The 21,675-nt window shown below is 34.4% G+C and carries 14 protein-coding genes and 5 pseudogenes; 11 read left to right on the top strand and 8 right to left on the bottom strand.

Going from position 1 to position 21,675, the window contains the following annotated elements; all coding sequences use genetic code 11:
* On the top strand, positions 1 to 1,762 hold a 1,762-nt coding region (locus BAU27_RS07070; protein ID WP_139254614.1), incomplete at its 5' end, for a Cna B-type domain-containing protein.
* A 410-nt stretch (positions 1,763 to 2,172) separates the two neighbouring features.
* Here the strand turns inward: BAU27_RS07070 and BAU27_RS32780 are convergent.
* Positions 2,173 to 2,247 (bottom strand): hypothetical protein, encoded by a 75-nt coding sequence (locus BAU27_RS32780; protein ID WP_254797944.1) that lies wholly within the window; start codon positions 2,245 to 2,247, stop codon positions 2,173 to 2,175.
* A gap of 40 nt (positions 2,248 to 2,287) precedes the next feature.
* On the opposite strand from BAU27_RS32780, the pseudogene BAU27_RS07060 reads away from it, so the two are divergent.
* Both BAU27_RS07060 and BAU27_RS07055 read left to right on the top strand, forming a co-directional pair.
* Positions 2,288 to 2,560, top strand: a pseudogene (locus tag BAU27_RS07060) (hypothetical protein); the annotation flags it as partial.
* Positions 2,561 to 2,836: 276 nt separating this feature from the next.
* Positions 2,837 to 3,229 (top strand): annotated as a pseudogene (locus tag BAU27_RS07055) (TIGR00366 family protein); the annotation flags it as partial.
* Between the two features lie 690 nt (positions 3,230 to 3,919).
* Here the strand turns inward: BAU27_RS07055 and BAU27_RS07050 are convergent.
* Both BAU27_RS07050 and BAU27_RS07045 read right to left on the bottom strand, forming a co-directional pair.
* Complete coding sequence (locus tag BAU27_RS07050; RefSeq protein WP_002161808.1) at positions 3,920 to 4,234, bottom strand: hypothetical protein; 315 nt, start codon at positions 4,232 to 4,234, stop codon at positions 3,920 to 3,922.
* Positions 4,235 to 4,444: 210 nt separating this feature from the next.
* Positions 4,445 to 5,446 (bottom strand): helix-turn-helix domain-containing protein, encoded by a 1,002-nt coding sequence (locus BAU27_RS07045; RefSeq protein ID WP_071770484.1) that lies wholly within the window; start codon positions 5,444 to 5,446, stop codon positions 4,445 to 4,447.
* A 403-nt stretch (positions 5,447 to 5,849) separates the two neighbouring features.
* On the opposite strand from BAU27_RS07045, the gene BAU27_RS07040 reads away from it, so the two are divergent.
* The 3 genes and pseudogenes from BAU27_RS07040 to BAU27_RS32775 all read left to right on the top strand — a co-directional run.
* The gene (locus tag BAU27_RS07040; RefSeq protein WP_071770483.1) at positions 5,850 to 7,022 is read left to right on the top strand and encodes a tyrosine-type recombinase/integrase; all 1,173 of its coding nucleotides are present in this window, start codon (positions 5,850 to 5,852) and stop codon (positions 7,020 to 7,022) included.
* 672 nt (positions 7,023 to 7,694) lie between these two features.
* Positions 7,695 to 9,227 (top strand): alpha/beta hydrolase, encoded by a 1,533-nt coding sequence (locus tag BAU27_RS07035; protein WP_071770482.1) that lies wholly within the window; start codon positions 7,695 to 7,697, stop codon positions 9,225 to 9,227.
* A 297-nt stretch (positions 9,228 to 9,524) separates the two neighbouring features.
* Positions 9,525 to 9,728 (top strand): annotated as a pseudogene (locus tag BAU27_RS32775) (tyrosine-type recombinase/integrase); the annotation flags it as partial.
* A gap of 82 nt (positions 9,729 to 9,810) precedes the next feature.
* Here the strand turns inward: BAU27_RS32775 and BAU27_RS07025 are convergent.
* Positions 9,811 to 10,653, bottom strand: coding sequence for an SDR family oxidoreductase (locus BAU27_RS07025; protein ID WP_139254613.1), 843 nt, complete (start codon positions 10,651 to 10,653; stop codon positions 9,811 to 9,813).
* A 216-nt stretch (positions 10,654 to 10,869) separates the two neighbouring features.
* On the opposite strand from BAU27_RS07025, the pseudogene BAU27_RS07020 reads away from it, so the two are divergent.
* Positions 10,870 to 11,133 (top strand): annotated as a pseudogene (locus tag BAU27_RS07020) (transposase); the annotation flags it as partial.
* Positions 11,134 to 11,205: 72 nt separating this feature from the next.
* On the opposite strand, the gene BAU27_RS07015 reads toward BAU27_RS07020, so the two are convergent.
* Positions 11,206 to 12,180, bottom strand: a complete 975-nt coding sequence (locus BAU27_RS07015; RefSeq protein WP_071770481.1) for a hypothetical protein — start codon at positions 12,178 to 12,180, stop codon at positions 11,206 to 11,208.
* Between the two features lie 220 nt (positions 12,181 to 12,400).
* On the opposite strand from BAU27_RS07015, the gene BAU27_RS07010 reads away from it, so the two are divergent.
* Both BAU27_RS07010 and BAU27_RS07005 read left to right on the top strand, forming a co-directional pair.
* On the top strand, positions 12,401 to 12,976 hold the full coding sequence (locus BAU27_RS07010; RefSeq protein WP_071770480.1) for a hypothetical protein: 576 nt from the start codon (positions 12,401 to 12,403) through the stop codon (positions 12,974 to 12,976).
* A 126-nt stretch (positions 12,977 to 13,102) separates the two neighbouring features.
* Positions 13,103 to 13,570: a DUF6985 domain-containing protein gene (locus BAU27_RS07005; RefSeq protein WP_071770479.1), complete on the top strand. Its 468-nt coding sequence runs from the start codon at positions 13,103 to 13,105 to the stop codon at positions 13,568 to 13,570.
* Between the two features lie 215 nt (positions 13,571 to 13,785).
* Here BAU27_RS07005 and BAU27_RS07000 read toward each other — a convergent pair whose 3' ends face one another.
* A complete protein-coding gene (locus BAU27_RS07000; protein WP_071770478.1) occupies positions 13,786 to 14,859 on the bottom strand; it encodes a DUF5105 domain-containing protein in 1,074 nt (357 codons plus the stop codon).
* A 389-nt stretch (positions 14,860 to 15,248) separates the two neighbouring features.
* Between BAU27_RS07000 and BAU27_RS06995 the strand changes: the two genes are divergently transcribed.
* Positions 15,249 to 16,580, top strand: coding sequence for an erythromycin esterase family protein (locus tag BAU27_RS06995; RefSeq protein WP_071770477.1), 1,332 nt, complete (start codon positions 15,249 to 15,251; stop codon positions 16,578 to 16,580).
* Positions 16,581 to 16,589: 9 nt separating this feature from the next.
* Here BAU27_RS06995 and BAU27_RS33510 read toward each other — a convergent pair.
* Both BAU27_RS33510 and BAU27_RS06990 read right to left on the bottom strand, forming a co-directional pair.
* A pseudogene (locus BAU27_RS33510) lies at positions 16,590 to 16,763 on the bottom strand (helix-turn-helix domain-containing protein); the annotation flags it as partial.
* A 283-nt stretch (positions 16,764 to 17,046) separates the two neighbouring features.
* Positions 17,047 to 18,840 (bottom strand): hybrid sensor histidine kinase/response regulator transcription factor, encoded by a 1,794-nt coding sequence (locus tag BAU27_RS06990; protein WP_071770476.1) that lies wholly within the window; start codon positions 18,838 to 18,840, stop codon positions 17,047 to 17,049.
* Between the two features lie 290 nt (positions 18,841 to 19,130).
* On the opposite strand from BAU27_RS06990, the gene BAU27_RS06985 reads away from it, so the two are divergent.
* A complete protein-coding gene (locus tag BAU27_RS06985) occupies positions 19,131 to 21,293 on the top strand; it encodes a serine hydrolase domain-containing protein (protein ID WP_071770475.1) in 2,163 nt (720 codons plus the stop codon).
* The last annotated feature ends 382 nt before the right edge of the window (positions 21,294 to 21,675 follow it).

Genomic DNA, 21,675 nt, shown 5'->3' with positions numbered 1-21,675 from the left:
CAAAAATACAGAAACAATAGAAATTAGTGGTAAGAAAGTCTGGGAAGACTACAACAACAAGTTCAACACACGCCCAGAAAGCATCACAGTACAATTGCTTCAAAATGAAACAGAATTTAAAACAGAAGAAGTGAAAGCTGATAAAGAAGGCAACTGGAACTTCAGCTTTAAAGATCTACCAAAGTACAATGGACAAGGAAATGAGTTCACGTACACAGTAAATGAAGTAAAAGTGAAAGACTATGAAACAAAAGTAGAAGGAACAACGATTACGAACACTTACAAAAATACAGAAACAACAGAAATTAGTGGTAAGAAAGTCTGGGAAGACTACAACAATAAGTTCAACACACGTCCAGGAAGCATCACAGTACAATTGCTTCAAAATGGAACAGAATTTAAAACAGAAGAAGTGAAAGCTGATAAAGAAGGCAACTGGAACTTCAGCTTTAAAGATCTACCAAAGTACGATGGACAAGGAAATGCGTTCACGTACACAGTAAATGAAGTAAAAGTTGATGGCTACGAAACAAAAGTAGAAGGAACAATGATTACGAACACTTACAAAAATACAGAAACAACAGAAATTAGTGGTAAGAAAGTCTGGGAAGACTACAACAACAAGTTCAACACACGCCCAGAAAGCATCACAGTACAATTGCTTCAAAATGGAACAGAGTTCCAAACGAAAGAAGTGAAGGCTGATAAAGAAGGCAACTGGAATTTCAGCTTCAAAGATCTACCAAAGTACGATGGACAAGGAAATGAGTTCACGTACACAGTAAATGAAGTGAAAGTGAACGGATATGAAACAAAAGTAGAAGGAACAACGATCACGAACACTTACAAAAATACAGAAACAACAGAAGTAAGTGGTAAGAAAGTCTGGGAAGACTACAACGATAAGTTCAACACACGCCCAGAAAGTATCACGGTTCAATTGCTTCAAAATGGAACAGAATTTAAAACGGAAGAAGTGAAAGCTGATAAAGAGGGCAACTGGAATTTCAGCTTTAAAGATCTACCAAAGTACGATGGACAAGGAAAAGAATACAAGTACACAGTAAGTGAAGTGAAAGTTGATGGCTATGAAACAAAAGTAGAAGGAACAACGATTACGAACACTTACAAAAGTACAGAAACAACAGAAATCAGTGGTAAGAAAGTCTGGGATGATAACAACGCAATAGATCGGCCAGTATCGATCAAAGTAGACTTATTACAAAATGGAAAAGTTATTGACACAAAAGAAGTAAGCGTGGCAACAAACTGGAAGTACACGTTTGAAAAACTACAAGTATATGATGCAAACGGGTTAGCGTACAAGTATGAAGTGAAAGAACAACCAGTAGCGGGATACAAATCCGAAGTAAGTGGTTATGACATCACAAATACAAAAATCAAGGACGACCCAAATGTAGATCCAAAAGATCCAAGCACAGATCCGAAAGACCCAAGCACGGATCCAAAAGATCCAAGCACAGATCCGAAAGATCCAAGCACAGATCCAAAAGATCCAAGCACAGATCCGAAAGATCCAAGCACGGATCCAAAAGATCCAAGCACAGATCCGAAAGATCCAAGTACAGATCTAAAGGATCCAAGTACGGATTCAAAAGTTCCACCCACTCAAGAAAATGATAAGACATCAGTGTGGCTGCCTAAAACAGGTGGAACATCAATGGATATGATTTCATATATTGCAGGAATGTTGTTGATAGCTTTAGGTGGATTCGTATTTGTTCGGCAACGAATGAGATAAAAAGACTGGTTATGTTAATTTGAATTATAATTTGTTCAAAGTATAATTCAAATATTAATTTTATAAATAGATGAACCCACACAATTTGAAAAAAGTTTAATCAAATTGTGTGGGTTTTAATTTTGGATTCCTTAAGTTTTTATAAAAAAGATTGATCTTTTTATAAAAACTTCAATAAACGCAGCTGTTAGTTGAACTATATTCTTGCATGATTAACATATAAAAACGAGATTCACATTTCTTTTAGTCTGGGAGTATCTCGTTTTCCTTAACTGGATGACGATGTTACCATACAGCTTTATCGTTTTCCAAATGACAAGTATTATTTAAAAATACATAAACTTGGACTACTATATTGTGGGAGGACTTATATTTCGGAAAATTTTACAATAGATGAACCTATGTGGTCCTTAGAAGCTATCAATTGCAGAAGGGAACAAGCCCACCGGAATGGTAGCAATTACAGTATTGGTAGCGCCATTTATTACTGATACAGTATTAGAATCCGAATTAGTAACAAAAAGAGTGCCAACTGCTGCAGGTCCAGTAGTTCTTAGTGGTTGCTTTATAAGAGAGCGATCGTTTGGGCTAAAGTTCATGGTTCTTCAGATAGTGTATCTGGGGATTATAAAAACTACTGAATCTGCAACCCAAGATATGAAAAATAAAAAAGGAGAGAATTGGATATTTTCTTTTAATGATAGAACTAAACAAGGAAATATAATTGCTTATGTTGTGGATTCAAATGATAATACAATACTAGAGTTTAATAGTGGAAAAGGTGAAAATAATATTAAAGGATTCTACTATCATCTATGTTCTGTTCTTCTTATATTTGCACCAGAACCCTTTATTATAATCATCTTTCTCAAATACAACACAACATGTAAGTAATGAAATACCATAATAATATCCGATAACGTCATACGAATTAAAACTACTATTCGGCATCAGTTTTAATTCATATGTTTGTATTACATCTGCTACAAGTCGTGTTACCTCTTGAGATTCAATAAACTGCGTTATACGTAGACAATGTTTTCTATTTAGTGGAGCATGAGCGAACGACTTCAATTTTATGCGGGGATTATTGCTGTTTTAGGTAGTTCAGGATTGGGAAGCTCAATTATTGAATGGATGGCATCCATTGCGTCAAAGGATACATTTGATATATTTACATATTGGTCAGCGGGATTGGTGAACTTATTAGCGCCATCTGGCGGGGGTCAATGGGCTTTGCAAGGGCCACTGCAGGTCCCGGCAGACTTGAAGTTAGGTGTAGATCCGGCTACTATCGCTATGGCGGTAGGCTGGGGGGACGCGTGGACAAATTTGATTCAGCCGTTCTGGGCACTACCTCTTTTAGGAGTGCTGGGATTGAAAATTAAAGATATCATGGGTTATTGTTTCATTCTCTGTATTTGGGTCGGGATTGTTACAAGTTTATTGATGCTATTTGTATATTAGATTTCACAGGAATACGCATCACTATCAAGTCAACGGCTTGAAACACCATTAAAATGAAAGTAAAACGGATCTAGAAGTATAGACGAAGTATTTATGAACACCCTAGATTTCAGTATCAACTTTCCGGATATCTATGTTATTCAATGTAGGAAAGGCGATTTTTATTTCAAAGAGGTTATTTAGAGGAAATCTAGTAAAGCCAAAGTGTGGATTAATGTATTTACTGCCAAACCAGGTAAATTAGATGAATTAGTTGCTATCCAAGCTGAAGAACTACTTAAGAAAAGGTATTCCTGGTTGGATTAGTAGTCGTTGACATCGTTCTATTGATAAAAAAAGGCAATTATGATGACTACTTTTGAGAGTATTGAATATCATAAAAATTGGTTAGGAAAAAATGATTTCTCTGAACACTTAAACAAGATTAAACACTTAATTGAAGGAGTAAAAAGTTGATATACCGGAAATAAAAGCCCATGGAAGAACTCCATGGGCCTCATCAATTAATAAAGTAAAACAAAAATTTTATCTCTCGACAGTTATATATGAGAATTAAGCTTATTTTTTCGTTTTGGGGTGAATCTGTTTTCTTAAGTTGATGGGCATGTGACGCTACCTCAATAATGAGTATCACAATTTTCTTCTTATGTTATCCAAAATAAAATATGTATATTGTTTTATAAAAAACAATTATTTACGACGCCTTCTCTTTGCTTTTTTACGCTGATTTGTATGACTATATTTTTTTATATGAGTACTTCTGTTCTTCTTATAATTAGGTAACTTTAATATAAAAACAGAAATCGCAGAAAAAATGCAAAATATAACCATTGCAATCATCCAAAGGTTAATGTCATAGTCATATAGCTTACTAAAATATTTTTTGTCACGAGTAATATATCTTACATTACTGTCAATTGCTTCGAGAGTGTAGGGAATAACGCAAAAGGAACCAAATAACATAACAATTGTTCCTAGAATGAAACTGAGTATATGTTTTATCATGTTCTATTCTCCTTTAAGTATGTTTGACTATATACGCTCATTTAGTATAAATGGTTTTGCTGCACAGATTGTATTTATTTGAAGGAATAATATAAATTTCTATTAAGTTGATTGTGCATGTGGTGATCTCATGGAAATAAATATTTAAATTGAATAATTTAAAAAGCGTAGAAAGATTAAATTCCTACGCTTTTTCTTATTAATAAATATCTACTGTTGTTCCAAATTTCTTATATAATATTTCACAGCTTGCAATAAGAATTCTTCCTGTCCCATACCTGCATTTGCTGCCATTTGCACTATTTTTTGCTTAAATTCATGTTCTGCATGAAAAGTTAATGAATCTACATTACTTTTAAAGTAAATACCTTCTACATGTGGAAGAATCGTGCCGGATTTCATATGAGAATGTAAGTATTTAATCTCCTCTTGAAACTGCAATGGATTAACTTGTAATACGAAAGGTTTAATTTCTAATTTGATAGTATCAGATGAAATACTCAATCGCATATTTGTGACACCTAGCTCTTTATAAAATAAATTTAATAGATTATAAGTGATGGAATTAAATAGCTGAGGTTTTTTAAATGAAAAAGATAAATACCCTCGTTTCGTAATTACCGCTTGTTTATGAAAAGGCTCAAAGGAATAATCATGTTCCTTATAAGTGGATAGAGGGAAAATTTCTTCGTCTTCTGTAAGAATCTTGCCGTCTGCTCCATTGATCTTTATTACCCTAGCTGTTTTTCCGGTATGTTGATGTGTTAATAATTGATATAAATATATATCTTTTTCTTGAATCTTAGTAATGAATGCTTTTCGCTCTTTTGATGTAGTTTTTTCATAAGTAAGTTGAAAAGTTTCAAGGTCATCTTTATCAATGATATATACTTCTTTTCCACGTTTTTCAATCTTTGAGGCAGGTAATTTACCAGATTTGATATATGTAAAAACTGTGGATGGTGCTACATTGAGAATTTCAGCTGCTTCTTTTGTGCTATAGCCTTCAACCTCTTCAATATTTTTTAAACGTTCAATATCCTCTAAATAGTAAATCTTACTACCGAATTGCTTCCAGTTATCTTTATATACACATTCTATTAATCCATCTTTTTCTTTTTGTAAAATTGTTTGTACTGTTACTCCTAATAAGCCGGCTGCCTCTTTTGTCGTTACAGTAGGTTTTGTAATGAACAATAAATCTTGTGTCATGTAAAGACACCTCCATAACTATTGTTTGCTAGTATTTTAGATATGTATATATCATATCAGAATATGATTTATATTTAAAATGAGAAATAGAATTTATTAAAGATCTTATACATTTTTATAGTTTAATAATATTTGTAATTTATTTTATATTTTAATGAATTTTTATAGTTTATTTTATAATAAAAGCAATATAAAAGTTGAGTAGTTAATCATTAAACGATATCTATTTACTAATAAATTATTAAAAAATATAAGTATATGTAAATAGAGAAGAATGGTGCATTCTTACAGAAAGAATATGAATTATCATTTGTATAATTGATAGAAGTGAAATAAAATGATAAGTATAGGTAATAAAAAGTAATATATTCATAATCTTCAATAGGAGAGGTTAATTTGAAATATGGATAATAAAAGTGGAAGAGAGAATTTACACATTATAAATGATCAAAGTGGATATATAGGTACATATTTAGAGAATATAAGAGATATCGTTCCATTCCTGCATAATAATCGTTATGTAGATAAGGTGGAAGAGAAGATGGAGGTTGCTGAAAAAGAGGGAAAGAGTAAATATACGTATTTAAGCGATTTGGAAGTCATTTATCATTTCGTACATTTACAAAAAGATATGGATGAGAAGAAGAATAGAAAAGAAGATACGAAAAAGAGTTATGTATCTGAAATCTTGTCATTTTGTCAGTGCATGGTACAGCATGCAGAAGAGTTCGAATTAAATGGGGAAGAGGTACAGCAAAATGACTCTTTATTAAAAACATTGCAACCTTGGCATATTCGTAAATACAACTCTTGGTTGAAGCAGGTAGAGAACGGTAGGAATGGGGAAACATATGCAGTCGCAACACTTGCAAAGAAAACAGTGCTCATTCGTTCTTTTCTAAAACATCTTCATGTATTTTCTTATACTGATAGGCCTCTTCATGAAGAACTGCAGCGTGCAAATGTAAATGAACAGGATCGACCAAATCGGGACCTATCTTATGATGAAGTTATGAAAATCTTAGGGTTTTATAAAGAAAGAGGGCATTTAGTAAACTATACAATTTTATTAGCCCTAGCAAGTACGGGTGCAAGAATTCAAGAATTGTGTACAACAAGAGTCAAAGATTTACACTATGACGGAAAGCACTGGTTAAAAGTAACGGGCAAAGGGGATAAAGTACGTGAACTTTTCATTTCGGAACATTTGTATCAGTGCATTTGTGAAATGAGACGAAGAAGAGGGTTCCAAACTGTATTGGATCAAGGAGATGAAAGTCCTTTATTTGTAAATCAAAGAGGGAACTTTTATAATTCAAAAACGTTATCGAACCAGGTAACAGATATGATAAAAAAGACCAATTTAGAATTTCTACAGTATCGTGAAAATCCTGTAACAGCGCATACATTCCGTCATGCTTTTGCAATTATGGCAGTTGAACAAGGAAATGCAGATCTATATCATTTAATGCAAACATTGGGGCATGAAAATATCCAAACAACAAAAATCTATTTAGAGAAGCATATGAAACGGAAGAATAATGTGGGTACTTCATTTGCAGATATATTGGTGTGAATTTTTAATGTTAAAATCCTTATTTAGTTATGTATTTTTTATACAATAAATAAGGATTTTATTATATAAAAAATAAAAAGAAGCGGTGGGTTTTATTGATAAATCTTTCTAAATTGGATTTTTAATCATTCATTAATTTCTTTATTTTCCGTTTTTTCCACTTACATATTAATCTGACTTAATGTAATTTAATCATAATAGCACGAAGTATTCACATAGTGGATGCTTTTTACTGTGGAGGAGAATGAATGATGCGCAAACAGTAAAGTGATTTCAAAATTACTATTTGTGGTAGATGTGATGCTAAGAATCTTTGGTTAGAACTACCAAAATTGAGATCACTCAAAAATCCATCATGGTGAAGTGTTATCTAAGTGAATTATAAAGAGAACAATTAAAGCATCCAGAAGAGTGCTTTTTTCTTTTGGAATAGAAAATCCCTTTGGTCAGTTACATGTGATTCAGCGTGGTCCTTCCATGTCACTCAAAAAATCCAGTGATTAAAAAAGAGGGAGAAGGCATTTTTTATTGAAGTTTGTTTATAATAGCTTTTTAACCTGTTAGGGGGGATCGTAAAGTATATTATTAATCTCTTTGAAAATTCTTATTTTCCTTATAGTACTTGACATGCTGTATTAAAAATTTTTAACTTTGAAAGGAGAATCAATAAATATGAGCACAAAAAAAAGAATAGGGAATAAGTTATTACTTGTCAGTGCAATTTGTGCGATAACCATTCCTTCGGTTTCCTATGCAGAGGAAGTAATTTCACCTGAAAATTTCGAGAGTTCTTCAAGCTTGTTTGTGGGACGAAATAAGGATGTATTGAAAATAAGTTTATATCCCAATACATATAATAATCCGTTCAACCACCAATTTATATCGACATTAAAGGAAACAAACACAAATATAAAAAAAATAGACAATATTGACGATGAAAATCCTGTTATATCTACTACCCTTTCATTTATCCGTTATATGCATACTGAAGATTATAAATCTGCATTTAATTTAACTTCTCGATCACTACAGAAAATAATATCAGAAAAATGGCTGAAGAGCTATTGGGAGGGACTCCCTACGCAATTACAAGCAGGTTCTTTTATAGGAATTGGAGAGGTTACACAAAAAGAGATAAATTCCGTTCATACAAATGTAGAGATTAAATTAGTTTTTGAACAATTTACTGTACCTTTACTAATAAAACTAGATCCATCTGGAAAAATAGATGATTTTCAACTCAGTATGTCGTTTAGTCCTGTTGCAGAGCGTCCATCATATAGTAAGCCTGAATCATTTGTTGATAAAGAAGTAGTAGTTGGAAGTGGGGCGTTTCCATTACCAGGAACATTGTCTGTTCCGAAGGGAAAGGGTCCTTTCCCAGTGGTTATTCTTGTTCAAGGATCTGGAGCAACAGATCAGGATGAAACAGCGTTTGCTTTAAAACCATTTCGCGATTTAGCTGAAGGTCTTGCCTCAAAAGGAATTGCTGTCCTTCGCTATAATAAACGAACCTATGAACATGGATTGAAAACACAATTGAGTCCTTTTTATACAGTTGATAAAGAGACAACAGATGATGCTCTTCTTGTGACTCATTTTCTTCAAAATGAACCTTTGATAGATAAAAATCAAATATTTATTCTTGGTCATAGTCAAGGCGGACTTATGCTTCCGAAAATGATTGAAAAAGACCAAAATCAAAATATTGCAGGGGCAATTGTGATGGGAGGACCGGCCCGTACGATTCAAGATGTTGTTTTAGATCAATTTAAGTATCTTTTTTCTATTGGAGCAATGAAACCTGAAGAATATAAATTTTACAAATCGCAATTTGAATTATTAAATGATCCCAATTTCTCTAGTCAGAATCCTCCAAAAGATTTTTATTTAGGATCACCATTATTTTGGGATTCTATCCGTAAAATTAAAGCAGCAGAAATGTCAAAAGAACAAAAGACACCACTTCTTATTATTCAAGGAGAAAGAGACTATCAAGTTCAATCCAAAATCGAAATTCCTCTTTGGAAAGAACAATTAAAAGAGCGGGATAACGTTGATTATCGACTATATCCAAAGTTAAATCACTTTTTTACAGAAGGAGATGGGGAGTTAAGTAAACCGGATGAATATTATAGCCCTGCTAATATCCCTGAGTATGTTATAAATGATATTGCTGATTGGGTGCAAAGAAGATCGAAATAAAATTAGCAGCCAGATTTTTTAATAGAATACTAAGGGTATTTCGTAAATGGTATTAGGGCTTATACTTATGATGTCGTTTTTAGCTTATGTAGGGGTTCAAGACTAGGGAGGGTGGTAGGAATTGGCGTATTTAATTCTAATATTTTTGTTTGCAGTTGGATTATATTTCTTAATTTTCGATAACCCTTATATAACTATATTTATTACCTTTCTTATAATGGTAGGGAAATCATTATATGACAGTAGAAAAAACAAACAGTAATCAAGACTATAGGAGGCGTTTGCGAGTAATATTATGAGCTTTTCATTTTGGAATATTTCTACCAAAGTATTTGTGAAACGAGCCGAAGAAGAGGTTTCCAAACTATATTGGATCGCGGAGATGAAAGTCCTTTATTTGTAAATCAAAGGGGTAACTTTTATAATTCAAAAACGTAATCAAATCAGGTAACAGATATGATAAAAAAGACAAATTTAGGGTTTCTGCAGTATCGTGATAATAAAGACGTGTAATTCCGATATAGACAACAATAGCGTTATTACATATTGAATGTAGTAACGCTATTTAAAGTTTATTAAATAGTTAACCGTTTATAATTTCCCCACCATTCACGTGCAGAATTTGTCCTGATATGTAAGATGCATCTTCGGATGCCAAGAATACATAAGCAGGTGCCACTTCAAACGGTTGACCGGCTCGCTTCATAGGAACATGGTCTCCAAATGTGGCAAGCCATTCTGGAGGCAAGGAAGATGGAATTAATGGAGTCCAAATTGGTCCCGGGGCCACACCATTAACTCGGATTCCTTGCGATGCCAGTGACGATGACAGCGAACGTGTAAAGGAAACAATGGCTCCTTTAGATGCCGCGTAGTCAATTGCATCTTGATCTCCATGATAGGCACTAAGGGATGTTGTATTTATTATAGAGCTCCCTGAATTCATATATGGCAAAGCAGCTTTCGTCAAAATAAACTGAGAAAAAACATTTGTGTGAAAGGTACTTGTTCGTTGGTTAGAATCTACATCAAGTAGACTGTTCCTTATGTATAGTACACCGGCATTATTCACCAAAATGTCAATACGACCAAATTGGTGAATTGTCTGCATTACTGCTTGTTGGCAATGCTGCTCATACCCAATATCACCTGGAATGGTAATGCAACTACGGCCATACTTTTTAACATAGAACTCCGTTTCTTTTGCATCACTATGCTCATTTAGGTATGAGATTGCTATGTCTGCACCCTCTTTCGCGAAGGCTACAGCGACAGCCCTCCCAATTCCACTATCCCCACCAGTTATAAGCGCTACCTTATTTATAAGTTTACCGGCTGGTTTGTAATTGGGGTTATCAAATATAGGTCTAGGTATCATTAATGATTCAATGCCAGGTTTACTTTGTTGTTGAGGCGGGAAACCCATCACATTCACCCCTTTTGGAATTTTTCTATAATAAATGAAATTCTGATATAGGTTATGATTATCATCAGGAAAATATATCCTTACTAAAGAATTAAATAGAGGAAACGAAGGGGGATTTACTCCATCAAGGTGTAGTATCATTTCCTGTTATTTGTAAAATGTATTAATTTTTCCCTTTAGGAGTAGCACCACATCGCTATCAAGTTAAAGCAAAGATGTAGCCGAGATTTAGGTTATTTTCATTTAAAAGATCTTCAACATATACAAGATAAAAAGGCTTATTATATCTCACGCATCAAATCGAATACACGTATTTATCAAAAAAATCCTGAACCTGATTATTTTCAAGATGGTAGAATTAAGAAAGGTACAGAGTATATACAGATAGATATGGAGACGTTAATGAACGCCCTTCAACCAGGACAAACATGTGAAATAGCTGATGCTTATGTAGAAATGATTAATAAAGTGCCAGCTCGCCCAAAGAATTGGAGTAATATTGCTGGCCATGTCCCTAATTACATTTTCAAACTCTGTAAAAAAGTTTTCTATCTACTTTTTAGCTTCATCACTCATTTCAATGATATGAGTCCAATATTTTTTTGTAATCGGATCATATTCTACCCTAACTGTGACATTCTTTTGAGTATCTGTGTTTACATATCCTTCAATCGTTAGGGCATGAATTGCATTTGATGGTCTATTTTCTTTTTTATAGGAACTCGTATGCTTGTCAAAGACTTGTTCAACAATTGTTAAATCAAAGTTATATTCATTTTTCATATACTGAATTGCTTTCGATTCAGAAATATTACGGAGATTCATTTCTTCCTCTGGTGTAAGAGCCAACTGCTTTTCTAATTCTACAGCATGTTGGTTATCTTTAGATAGATTTAGAACACCTGTATTTTCTTCTGAATTATAATCTACCAGCCACTTTTTATCTTTGTAGTACGCTTCGACAGAGGATTTGCATGAAAATCCGCTCTTTCCTTCATTTTGTGCATCACAGCTAACTAACTCAAAATGAATATTTATTTTGGAATATTCCGGACTTCCTGTACCTTCATTCGCTTGCACCCTACTTACCTTTGTCACATATGTAATCTTTATTGGACCATTAGTTTTTTCAACCTCATGTTTTACTTTTTCTTCAATACGTTGTTCCTGAACCTGTTTCGCGAAAATGTAGTTCTCCTCATACAAATGATACATTGCTAAAGGAACAAATAAAGCAAGCCCTAAAACGAAACAAGAAAGTGCATAATAAGCCAACATTCGCTCTGTAGTATATATACGGAAACAGGAAAGTACAACACGAATATATACTAAAGGCAAAGCGATATAAAAAATAGGTACTGAAAAGTAAAATGTAAAGGCTGTAATTAGAAAAATTCCCCCGAGTAACTCGATATATCGCGGAATACCTATACTGTATGCTGTTAAAATCAAAAACCAAATGTAACTTGTTGATACAAGAAAAGCAATTCTATAATACTTCTTACTTTTTAAGTTTTTCTCTTCCATTTCCCCACCATCTTTGCAAAATTGAAACTGTGCTATCCGTTACAACTTAAAACAAACTATTTCTTACATTCAGTTTCTCAAATGAATGTAAGAAATACAAGAACAAACTCCATTCATTAGCTTGGTTTCATAACTCATGTGAAAATGATATGATTGCATTGTCAATATTATCTAATTACTAAAATATATTACAAGGAAATCACAAAGAGGAGGAGAAATCATGGGTTTTTTCAGTAGATTTTTTAAAAAGGTGGAACAAGTAAACAATAAAGAGGCCACTATCCATGAATTAGATGAAGAATTGTATATTGAATCCCCAATAGAAGAAGCCAATAGCTATTGGGTCTCAATGGCACAAAATTTACTTATTAATACTGTAAAAGCCGCTGGAAATAATGTGGAGCGTGCTTTTTTATTGCTTAATATGAAAAAGGGAGAGGCTTCATTTGATATTTTTTATCAAATAAACGGACAATTGTATTTTTGGGATCAAATAGAAAATCAGGAAATAAAAAATAGAATTAAAAATGAGTTATTACCACAAGCTTCGGAAGTTTCAGATGCTGTAAACCAACACTTTATCGAAGCAGATCATCCTACAATTTCTTTTGCAGAATTACAATTTGAATGGGAAACAAAAGCTTGGTTTTCACACATTATCTGGGAAGATGACCCAGCCTCTCAATTACCAAAGGCTCAAATCTTAAACGAATGGTATAGCCTAATTAACAAGGAAAAACACGGTAAACCACTTGATAGCGATATAAAATTTTCTTGGTATCCATCAAACTCTTAATAATCTAACAGTATCTAAAATAGGGGACATTGTTCCGATTAGTTTAAATATAGTTAGTTTATAACCTTAAAAAAATAGAGACTACTTATAATAGAAAAATTCAATTTAAAGGAGGTATTAAATGAAATGACTATTAAAAACCTTAAAACCAATGAAAATTCCGAATTAGAAGGAGAAGCCTATTTCGAATTATTTGATCGAAATATTCTGGTATACATAGACCAAGATACAGATATCGAATACGCAGAGCTATGTATAACATACTTAAATTCTTTAAGTGAAGAACTGATAAATAAACTTTGTAAAGCATCTATTAGATACTGTAATGAATTTCTTGATGATATAGGTGAAGATATTATAGAATTTTCTAAACTGACAGATGTTCTACCTCATATTACGCCAAATACTATATGTATTCCGAATCCTAAAAATAAATCTGAACCTGTCATTGATTTGGAATTAAATTGCACATGGGAAGAGGAACATGGTATGGAATGGATCATTCGCAGTGGGAAAGTTATGTATGTTGGAGCATTTAATGGAATAAATCCATATGGGGATTGTGATATCGGAAAAGATTGGAATTATGCTTAATGTATGATTTCATAGAAATGTAATCAAAAAATATACTAATTTTCTTATTAAACTAAAAGGTGCTTTTGTTGGTTCTGTTGCAAAGTTTTTTAATAGATAAAAAGTTGGTATGATTGCTGATGGATTTTATGCAATCTTTAGTGATTGTTGTAATTCATTATACGTCAAAAAAACGAAGTTTGGTTGTTACAAACTTCGTTTTCGTTTATATCTTTCTATTGTTTTAAAAATTCTCCCATAATTTCCATTATGTCCTCTGCATCGCTTACTTTATCTTTTGAAAAGCGCCATTGGTCTTTTCCGTATCGCTCCATCTCAACTTTTATTACTTTTTCTTTATCTGAAACTTTTGCTTCTGGCAATATAGATATAAGGTAATCAAACGATTGACTAAATAATTTTGACTGTTCGATTCCTGGATTTTCTCTTAGCAATCTTTCGTTTTCTTTATTTAATTTTGGCTGCAATTCACTTAATAATAAGGGTTTCACTTTTAATTCTACTTCCACCTTATCTTCCTCAGGAGTAGAACCTACTGATTTTACTTTAAATGTAACTTTTTCCTGTAGTACAGATTTCAACTTTTTATAATAACTTTCAAATTCTTGGTCACTAATTTCATTATACGTACTGGACGTTGCATCTTTTTTAAATTCCTTTAGTATATTCTCAGTAAATTGCTTGCCATCTTCGCCGGTTAACTTATTAATCTTGTCTATATCTTTATCATAATAAATAGCATTTATATAGGCTTTTAGAGCTTCAGCTGGTTTATTTAAGTCTTTTGTATTTTTTTCTATTTCCTTCGTACCAATTTTGAAAGAAACTTTTTCTGTTTCCTCGTCTCTTTTTTTTGTTTCCTCATTGGAATAAACAAGTTCATATGATGAGGCTTTATTCACTTCGTAGTATAGAATCCCCGATACTTTTTTACCAGGTTCTAATTCTATTAAGCGTAATTTATCTGAATCGGCCTTATCATATTTCTTCATTTTTTCATCACCTTGATATAGTGTAAAGAGATAAGGTGATATCTCTAACATTTCATCCCCTTTATTTTTCACACTCACTTTGAATTTTAATACTTTATCTTTACTTATTCCCCCCGTTAACCCACTTAATGGTAATACGTATTCAACATTTTCAACTTCAATTTCCACATTCTTCGAAGACGACGATGCCTTTCCATTTTTTACAGCTGTGGAACTTTGTGAAGAACTGCAACCAGTCACAATAGATAATGTGAATATAAACAAAAAACAAAGCATAAAAAACTTTCTAAATTTCAATTAAAGCCCCTCCACTCCCTTATTCAAAAACATTTACTATTTTACCATAAATTCCTACTTGCTATTTCTATAACCATATATTTTTAAATAAAAATGTCCATATAATACTCTCTTTCATTTCGGGAGACCAAGAGCATATACATCCATGCATAGAAGCAGGCGGAATGAATAACCAAGTAACCTGCACCATTTATTTTTTGATGGAAGGTTATTTGGTTTTTTATATTGGTATGAGTGAATTAAGGGTTTCTTAAGAATCTATTAAGAAATAAGTGAGTTTTAGGAACTAGAATAAATTTATCTTAACAGTAAGAAGAGAGTCAATGATTTAAACGGAAGTTCGTAGAGCATGTCAAAAAACTAATAAATAAGTATTTCAGGAGGTTTTTATGAAAAAGAAAATGATTATTGCAATTGGTGCTTTTGCTATAACACTGACTAATTTTGCAGGAAGTACTTATGCAGATTTGAAAACAGAAGTTTCTGTTACAGCTCCCTACAATACAAATCAAATAGCGGAATGGTTAGAAGCATATGCAAAGCCCTTAAAAACAACTAATCCAACTGCATCTCTTAATGATTTAAAACCACTTAAGAATATGGTAGGATCAGCCTCAATCGTAGGTTTAGGTGAAGCTACGCATGGGGCTCATGAAGTTTTTACAATGAAACACCGCATTGTTAATTATTTAGTATCTGAAAAGGGTTTTATCAACTTAGTATTAGAAGAAGGATGGGACAGGGCTTTGGAACTTGATCGATATGTTCTTACTGGTAAAGGAAACCCAAGCCAACATTTAACACCTGAATTTAACACGAAAGAAATATTAAATCTACTTAATTGGATCAAGGAATATAATGCTAATCCAAAACATAAATCTAAAGTGCGTGTCATTGGGATGGATATACAATCAGTAAACAAAAATGTTTATAACAATATAATAGAATATGTAAAAAGAAACAATTCAGATCTTGTGCCTAGTTTAGAAGAGAAGATAAAAGGCCTTATCCCTGTAACAAAGGATATGGATACCTTTGGCGGTCTTACGAAAGAAAAGAAAGAAAAGTATATTTCAGATGCTAAACAAATTAGTGCTTTATTAGAACAAAATAAAAGTAATCTAAATGGAAAATCCAAAGAGTTCGCATGGATAAAACAAAATGCTCGTATCATTGAGCAGTTTACTACAATGTTAGCGTCACCTCCAGATAAACCATCAGAACTTTTTTTGAAACATGATATCGCAATGTATGAAAATGCGAAGTGGACAGAAGAACATTTAGGAAAAACCATTGTATGGGGACATAATGGACATGTTTCGAAAACAAATATGATTCCTTTTATATACCCTAAAGTAGCTGGGCAGTATTTGGCAGAATATTATGGAAAACGGTATGTATCTATTGGAACATCTGTTTATGAAGGACGATATAATGTATATAATAGTAAACGCGAATTTGGTCCATATGGTACATTAAAATCAGATGATCCAAACAGTTATAATTACATCTTTGGACAAGTCAAAAAAGATCAATTTTTTATTGATTTACGTAAGGCAAGCGGAGTGACAAAAACTTGGTTAAACGAACAACATCCAATTTTCCCTGGAATAACTACCGAAGGCCCTGATATACCAAAAACTGTTGATATATCATTAGGTAAAGCATTTGATATACTTGTTCAAATTCAAAAAGTGAGTCCATCTCAACTACATCACTAAAAGCTCTTCTTATCTCGTATAAGTGTCTGGAGCTATTTTAACTACTTTTCCTGTAAATTCATAATCTGCGTGAAAAGTTAATGGCTTTACATTATTTATAAAATAAATACATTCTACATGCGGGAGTATCGAACCTGATTTCATATGTGAAAGAAAGTATTTAATCTCTTCCCGAGTTTCAATCAGCGAATTAATATGCATATTCCTAGTCTGACATTGTATGAAATACATAAAGATAAGTATTCTTAGTTTGCATATAATAACACTCCGATCACTAATAGCTATCGTACAAATCCCCTTACAAATAATGTGAGGGGATTTGTACTGTATAATGAAATATTATTGTTTTCTGTCCGAACTTCCATAAGTTTTTTCTTCGGGAAGATAGGCTCATTAATTGGCGAAGCAGTCGTAAATATATCAAAAGGATCTACAACTTCAGTACCATTGGAAAGTACTACAGCTTCTATAAAATATTCTTTGTTCGCGCCATTTTGATTGCTTCTTCGCGATTGTTGACGCCGAGCTTCGAGTAAAGATTCGAGCAGTAATTGCGTATCGTTCCCTCCGATAAAAACAGCTTAGAAGCAATTGATTTGTAGCGGAGCCCGTTCGACAGATGTCCCAAAATTTCCATCTCGCGTTTCGTAAGTCCATACGGGGAGTTTTCCTTACTTGAGCTGACCTTTTCTAGTTGCTCGCGTTGACGCTTCATTTCTTCGAAGACTCGCGTAGCGACAGATTGATTAATCCAGGTTCCTCCATTATAAATAAGTTTCAAAACTTCTATCATCTCACGTGGATGAATTGACTTTAGTACGTAGCCTTCCGCTCCATGCTCCAGTGCAGTTGCTGCCTGCAAGGAATCCTCAAACGTTGTCATGAGCACAATCCTAATATCAGGCCAGCACTGTTTCATCTCAAGTAAAGCCTCAAGTCCGCCCATTCCCGGCATGCGAATATCCATTAGTACAATATCAGGAGGGAGCTGCTCACAATATTCTAATGCTTCGCGCCCGTCCTTTGCCTTACCAACGATGGTAAAATCAGCATGCTGATCCAAAACTTTCTCCAAACTGTCGGTAATAAGTGCCTGATCATCAACGATTAACAGGTGGATTTTATCAGGTGCAGGCTCTGTCTGCAATGGAATATTACATATGATAAATGTTCCTTGCTCAGCTTCAGAATAAACCGACAATGTGCCGTGATAGTATTCAAGCCGTTCCTTTATACCATTGAGTCCAAATCCAAATTGAATTTCTTTCATTCCGATGCCGTTATCTTCAATCTGTAACCGGAGCTGTTGGCTATCAAAGTGCAGTTGAACGGCTATCGAGCTCGCCTTGCCGTGTCGAACCGCGTTTGTAAGTGACTCTTGAAGACAACGGTATAGGCAAAAGTTTATTTTTTGTATTACTAGAGTTTCATTGCCAATCACACGGAATGTAACCATTGTACCTGTCGACCTCATAAATTCCTCGGTTAATTCTCTCAATGATCCACTTAACAAATGATTTAAGGGATTATGAGAGAGCTGATGAAGATGTTTTCGGATATCATCCAGACTGTTTTGGGCAATACCGACGAGTGAATCAATTCTCTCAAACTGCGAATCTGGCACTGAGGTTCGCAGTGATTCGACACCCATAATGAGGGAGGTAAGAGTATGGCCGATTGTGTCATGAAGCTCATGTGACAGTCGGTTGCGTTCTTCTATTAGCGTAAGTTCCTCAATCCGCTTAATATGTTGCTCCAGTAGCAGCTTCTGCTCTTGTATAATTTGGGTTTGCTTATGGTACTGAATTAATATATTAAATGCCATCCCAATGACAAAACCAAGGCTGCAGCTAAAGATAGACTCATATGGGAGCTGATTAGCGATCCAACTGTTCAACGCTGGGAATACAACTCCACAGAGGATACCTGTCCACGCATAGTTTTTATGAATGTTTGCTAAAGCGATAATCATCACGAGTAAAACGAAAGACCAGAGCAATCCCGGTGCTACGTAAGCTAAATAAAGATAAAATAAGCCTGATGCCGTGACATCGATCGCAAGATACCAATCTTCTTTCTTATATCGGACGATTAATGGAGCAAGGTAAACAACTATAGCAAGAGAAAGTACAATCCCAAATGACGCATTGATTAATGATGGATATATAAAATCAGCACTTATAATTACGAACAGCCAAAATGTTCGAACAGTTACAAATATCCAATCATACCAAAACCATTTTTTTATTACCGAGAACATAGATTATGCACACCTACTTGTATTATTTTGAGGTTAATTTACTAAGGATTCAGATTTATCATGTAACATAACTTTCAATACGTCAATAAAAAGAGGAAGGAAATTCAGAGAATAGCTGTTAAATCTGTCACATGATATAGGTGACAGTTTATCATATGATTTGTATGACATATTTACGCATGCTGTCATGAAACATTTAGTCGTTTTATCACTATGTTATTTAACAAATTTGAAGTTAAGGTGAGGGAGTGAGGCAACAGAAAATTTAAAAATAATAGGAGAGATGTGCTATGAAGTCATTCATCACTAAAAAAGGAAAAACAATTGCTTTAACAGCGACTATACTGGCTGGAACGTTAGTATTACCTACTAATGGAAATGTAAACGCAGTGTATAAAAAGACTTTCACCCAACAGGCCGTTGATAAGGCGGCTAATACTGATAATATTCCAGGTGTTATTGTTGCCGTGAAAAATGGGGATGTAAACTGGTCATATGCTTCTGGTGAAGCAAACATTGAGAGAAATCATAAGGTGGATGCTGACTCTGTCTTCAGGATTGGAAGTACAACGAAGACGTTTGTCGCGACAGTTATATTACAGCTTGCTGGAGAGAAGAAGCTAAGTCTCGATGATACGGTAGAGAAATGGATGCCGGGACTTTTAAAGGAGAACGGATATGATGGAAACAAAATTACAATCCGACAATTATTAAATCATACGAGCGGAATTCCGGACTTCTTGACTCCAGAGCTTAAGAATAAATTACTTGAAAATCCAAATGTAAATTATACACCTGAGCAGTTAATTGCTCGCGCTTTGGAATTAGAGCCAGTAAAGGGGTGGGCATACTCGAGCACAAATACAGTTATTGTGGGGCTTATTATCCAGAAGGTTACTGGGGAAACATATGCCGAACAGATTAAGAAACGAATTATTGAGCCACTCGGACTTAAAGATACAGTCCTTCCTGGAAGCTCGATGGATATCCCGAAAAAAAATGCTCGAGGCTACTTGAATACGGGTGATAAATTAGTAGATATTACAGTGCTTAATCCTTCATTTGCTAATGCAGGCGGTGAAATGATCTCGACAGGAGAAGACTTGACGACGTTTTTCCGCGCATTATTAGGTGGAAAGCTGTTGACACCAGAGATGAAAAAGGAAATGATGACTAGTACAGCTGATTCACCATTAGGAAAGTATGGGCTTGGCATACATGCAACAAAATTGCCGGACGGTACCGAAGTATGGGGGCATGGTGGTGGCATTCCCGGATTTACTAACTTTGCAGGTGGAACGGAAGATGGGCAACATGTCATTTCAATAAACATCAATGTACTAGGAGCTGAAAAACATATCAATAATATTTTAGTGTCAGAATTTACAGGGGAAATTAGGAAGGGACTTACGGATAAAGAAAAGAGAAGGAACCATCGAGAAGAAGTCAAATACGTAATCGATCAGGTAGTAACTAATAAAAAAATTCCAAGTGTCATAGCAGGTGGATTAAAAGACGGCAAGCACTGGTCTTATGCTACAGGGATAGCGAGTTACGAGGTACCACGCGCAGTGGAACCGAACTTTTCATTTCGTATCGGAAGCATCACGAAGACTTTCACAGCTTCAGTTATACTACAGTTGGCTGAGGAGAAACAGTTAAACCTTGATGATTCTGTTGAAAAATGGTTACCAGGGGTCGTAAAGGGTAATGGGTATGACGGTAACAAAATTACGATTCGTCAGTTACTGAATCATACAAGCGGGATAGCATCCTATACAGATTTGGATATGCGAGATATTACCTTGCCTCAAAATCCATATCGTTACTATACAGCTGATGAACTAATCGGATTGGGACTTGCCAAGCAGCCTGTATTTGCACCAGGAGAGGGCTGGGACTATTCAAATACCAATACGGTGCTAGCTGGTCAAATTATTCAAAAAGTAACGGGAGATTCATATGCAGAACAAATCAGAAAACGCTTCATCGAACCACTTGGGCTAAAGGAGACATTTGTAATGGAAGCAAATCCTCATATACCAGGGGAACATGCTACAGGATATAATATGGACAGATCGGGTCATTTGTATGATTTGACAGAAATGAATCAATCATGGGCAAATGCAGCGGGAAATATGGTTTCATCTGTCAAAGATTTAACTACTTTCTTCAGTGCGCTGTTGGGCGGAAAGCTTCTAAATCAAGAGATGATGGACCAGATGCTCACAACAGTAGATACCCCTATTGGTAAAGTCGGACTAGGAATTTATGAAGAAAAGACACCGGATGGGCAATCATATTGGGGGCATGCCGGCGGTACTTTTGGGTTTGAATCGAGAGTTGGTGGCTCTCTTGGAGGGGAGCATATTTTAGTAACTTCCATAAACACAGTAGGTCCAGAAGTTATGGTGGCTCGGGATAAAATTTTCAATAAAGAATTTGGCCGTTAAGTTTAAAGTCGACATCGTGCCCTTTATTTAAAGGGGTGTCGGCTTTTTTGCTACGATTTCCATTTTTTGTGTAAAAGAGGAACACTTGCTTTTTGCATTCAGAATAAAATCACATGTGAACTACTCGCCACTTAGCAAAGCTTGAAGTGGGAGCTTCTCAGTTCCACGATGAAAGCAACCTTTCGTCTCCCTGAGCGTTACTTCGGGGTGCTCCATCCCTAGATGTCCAACGCTTGGACGCTCTTTTGGTACGGTTGATATTTTACGCAGGAACCGAATGGCTTGGTTTTCGCACTCTATTTTCTTCCTACAACCTCATATATCAAGTTATCAAAGAACTTCATATAGCTAGTTTATCAAAAGTTTTTGGCTATGCCAAACC

It is taken from the genome of Bacillus sp. NH11B (assembly GCF_001884205.1).
GTDB classification, from domain to species: domain Bacteria; phylum Bacillota; class Bacilli; order Bacillales; family Bacillaceae_G; genus Bacillus_A; species Bacillus_A proteolyticus.
Note: the sequence above shows the minus strand (reverse complement) of the source record. Positions and strands in the feature narration are given on the sequence as shown.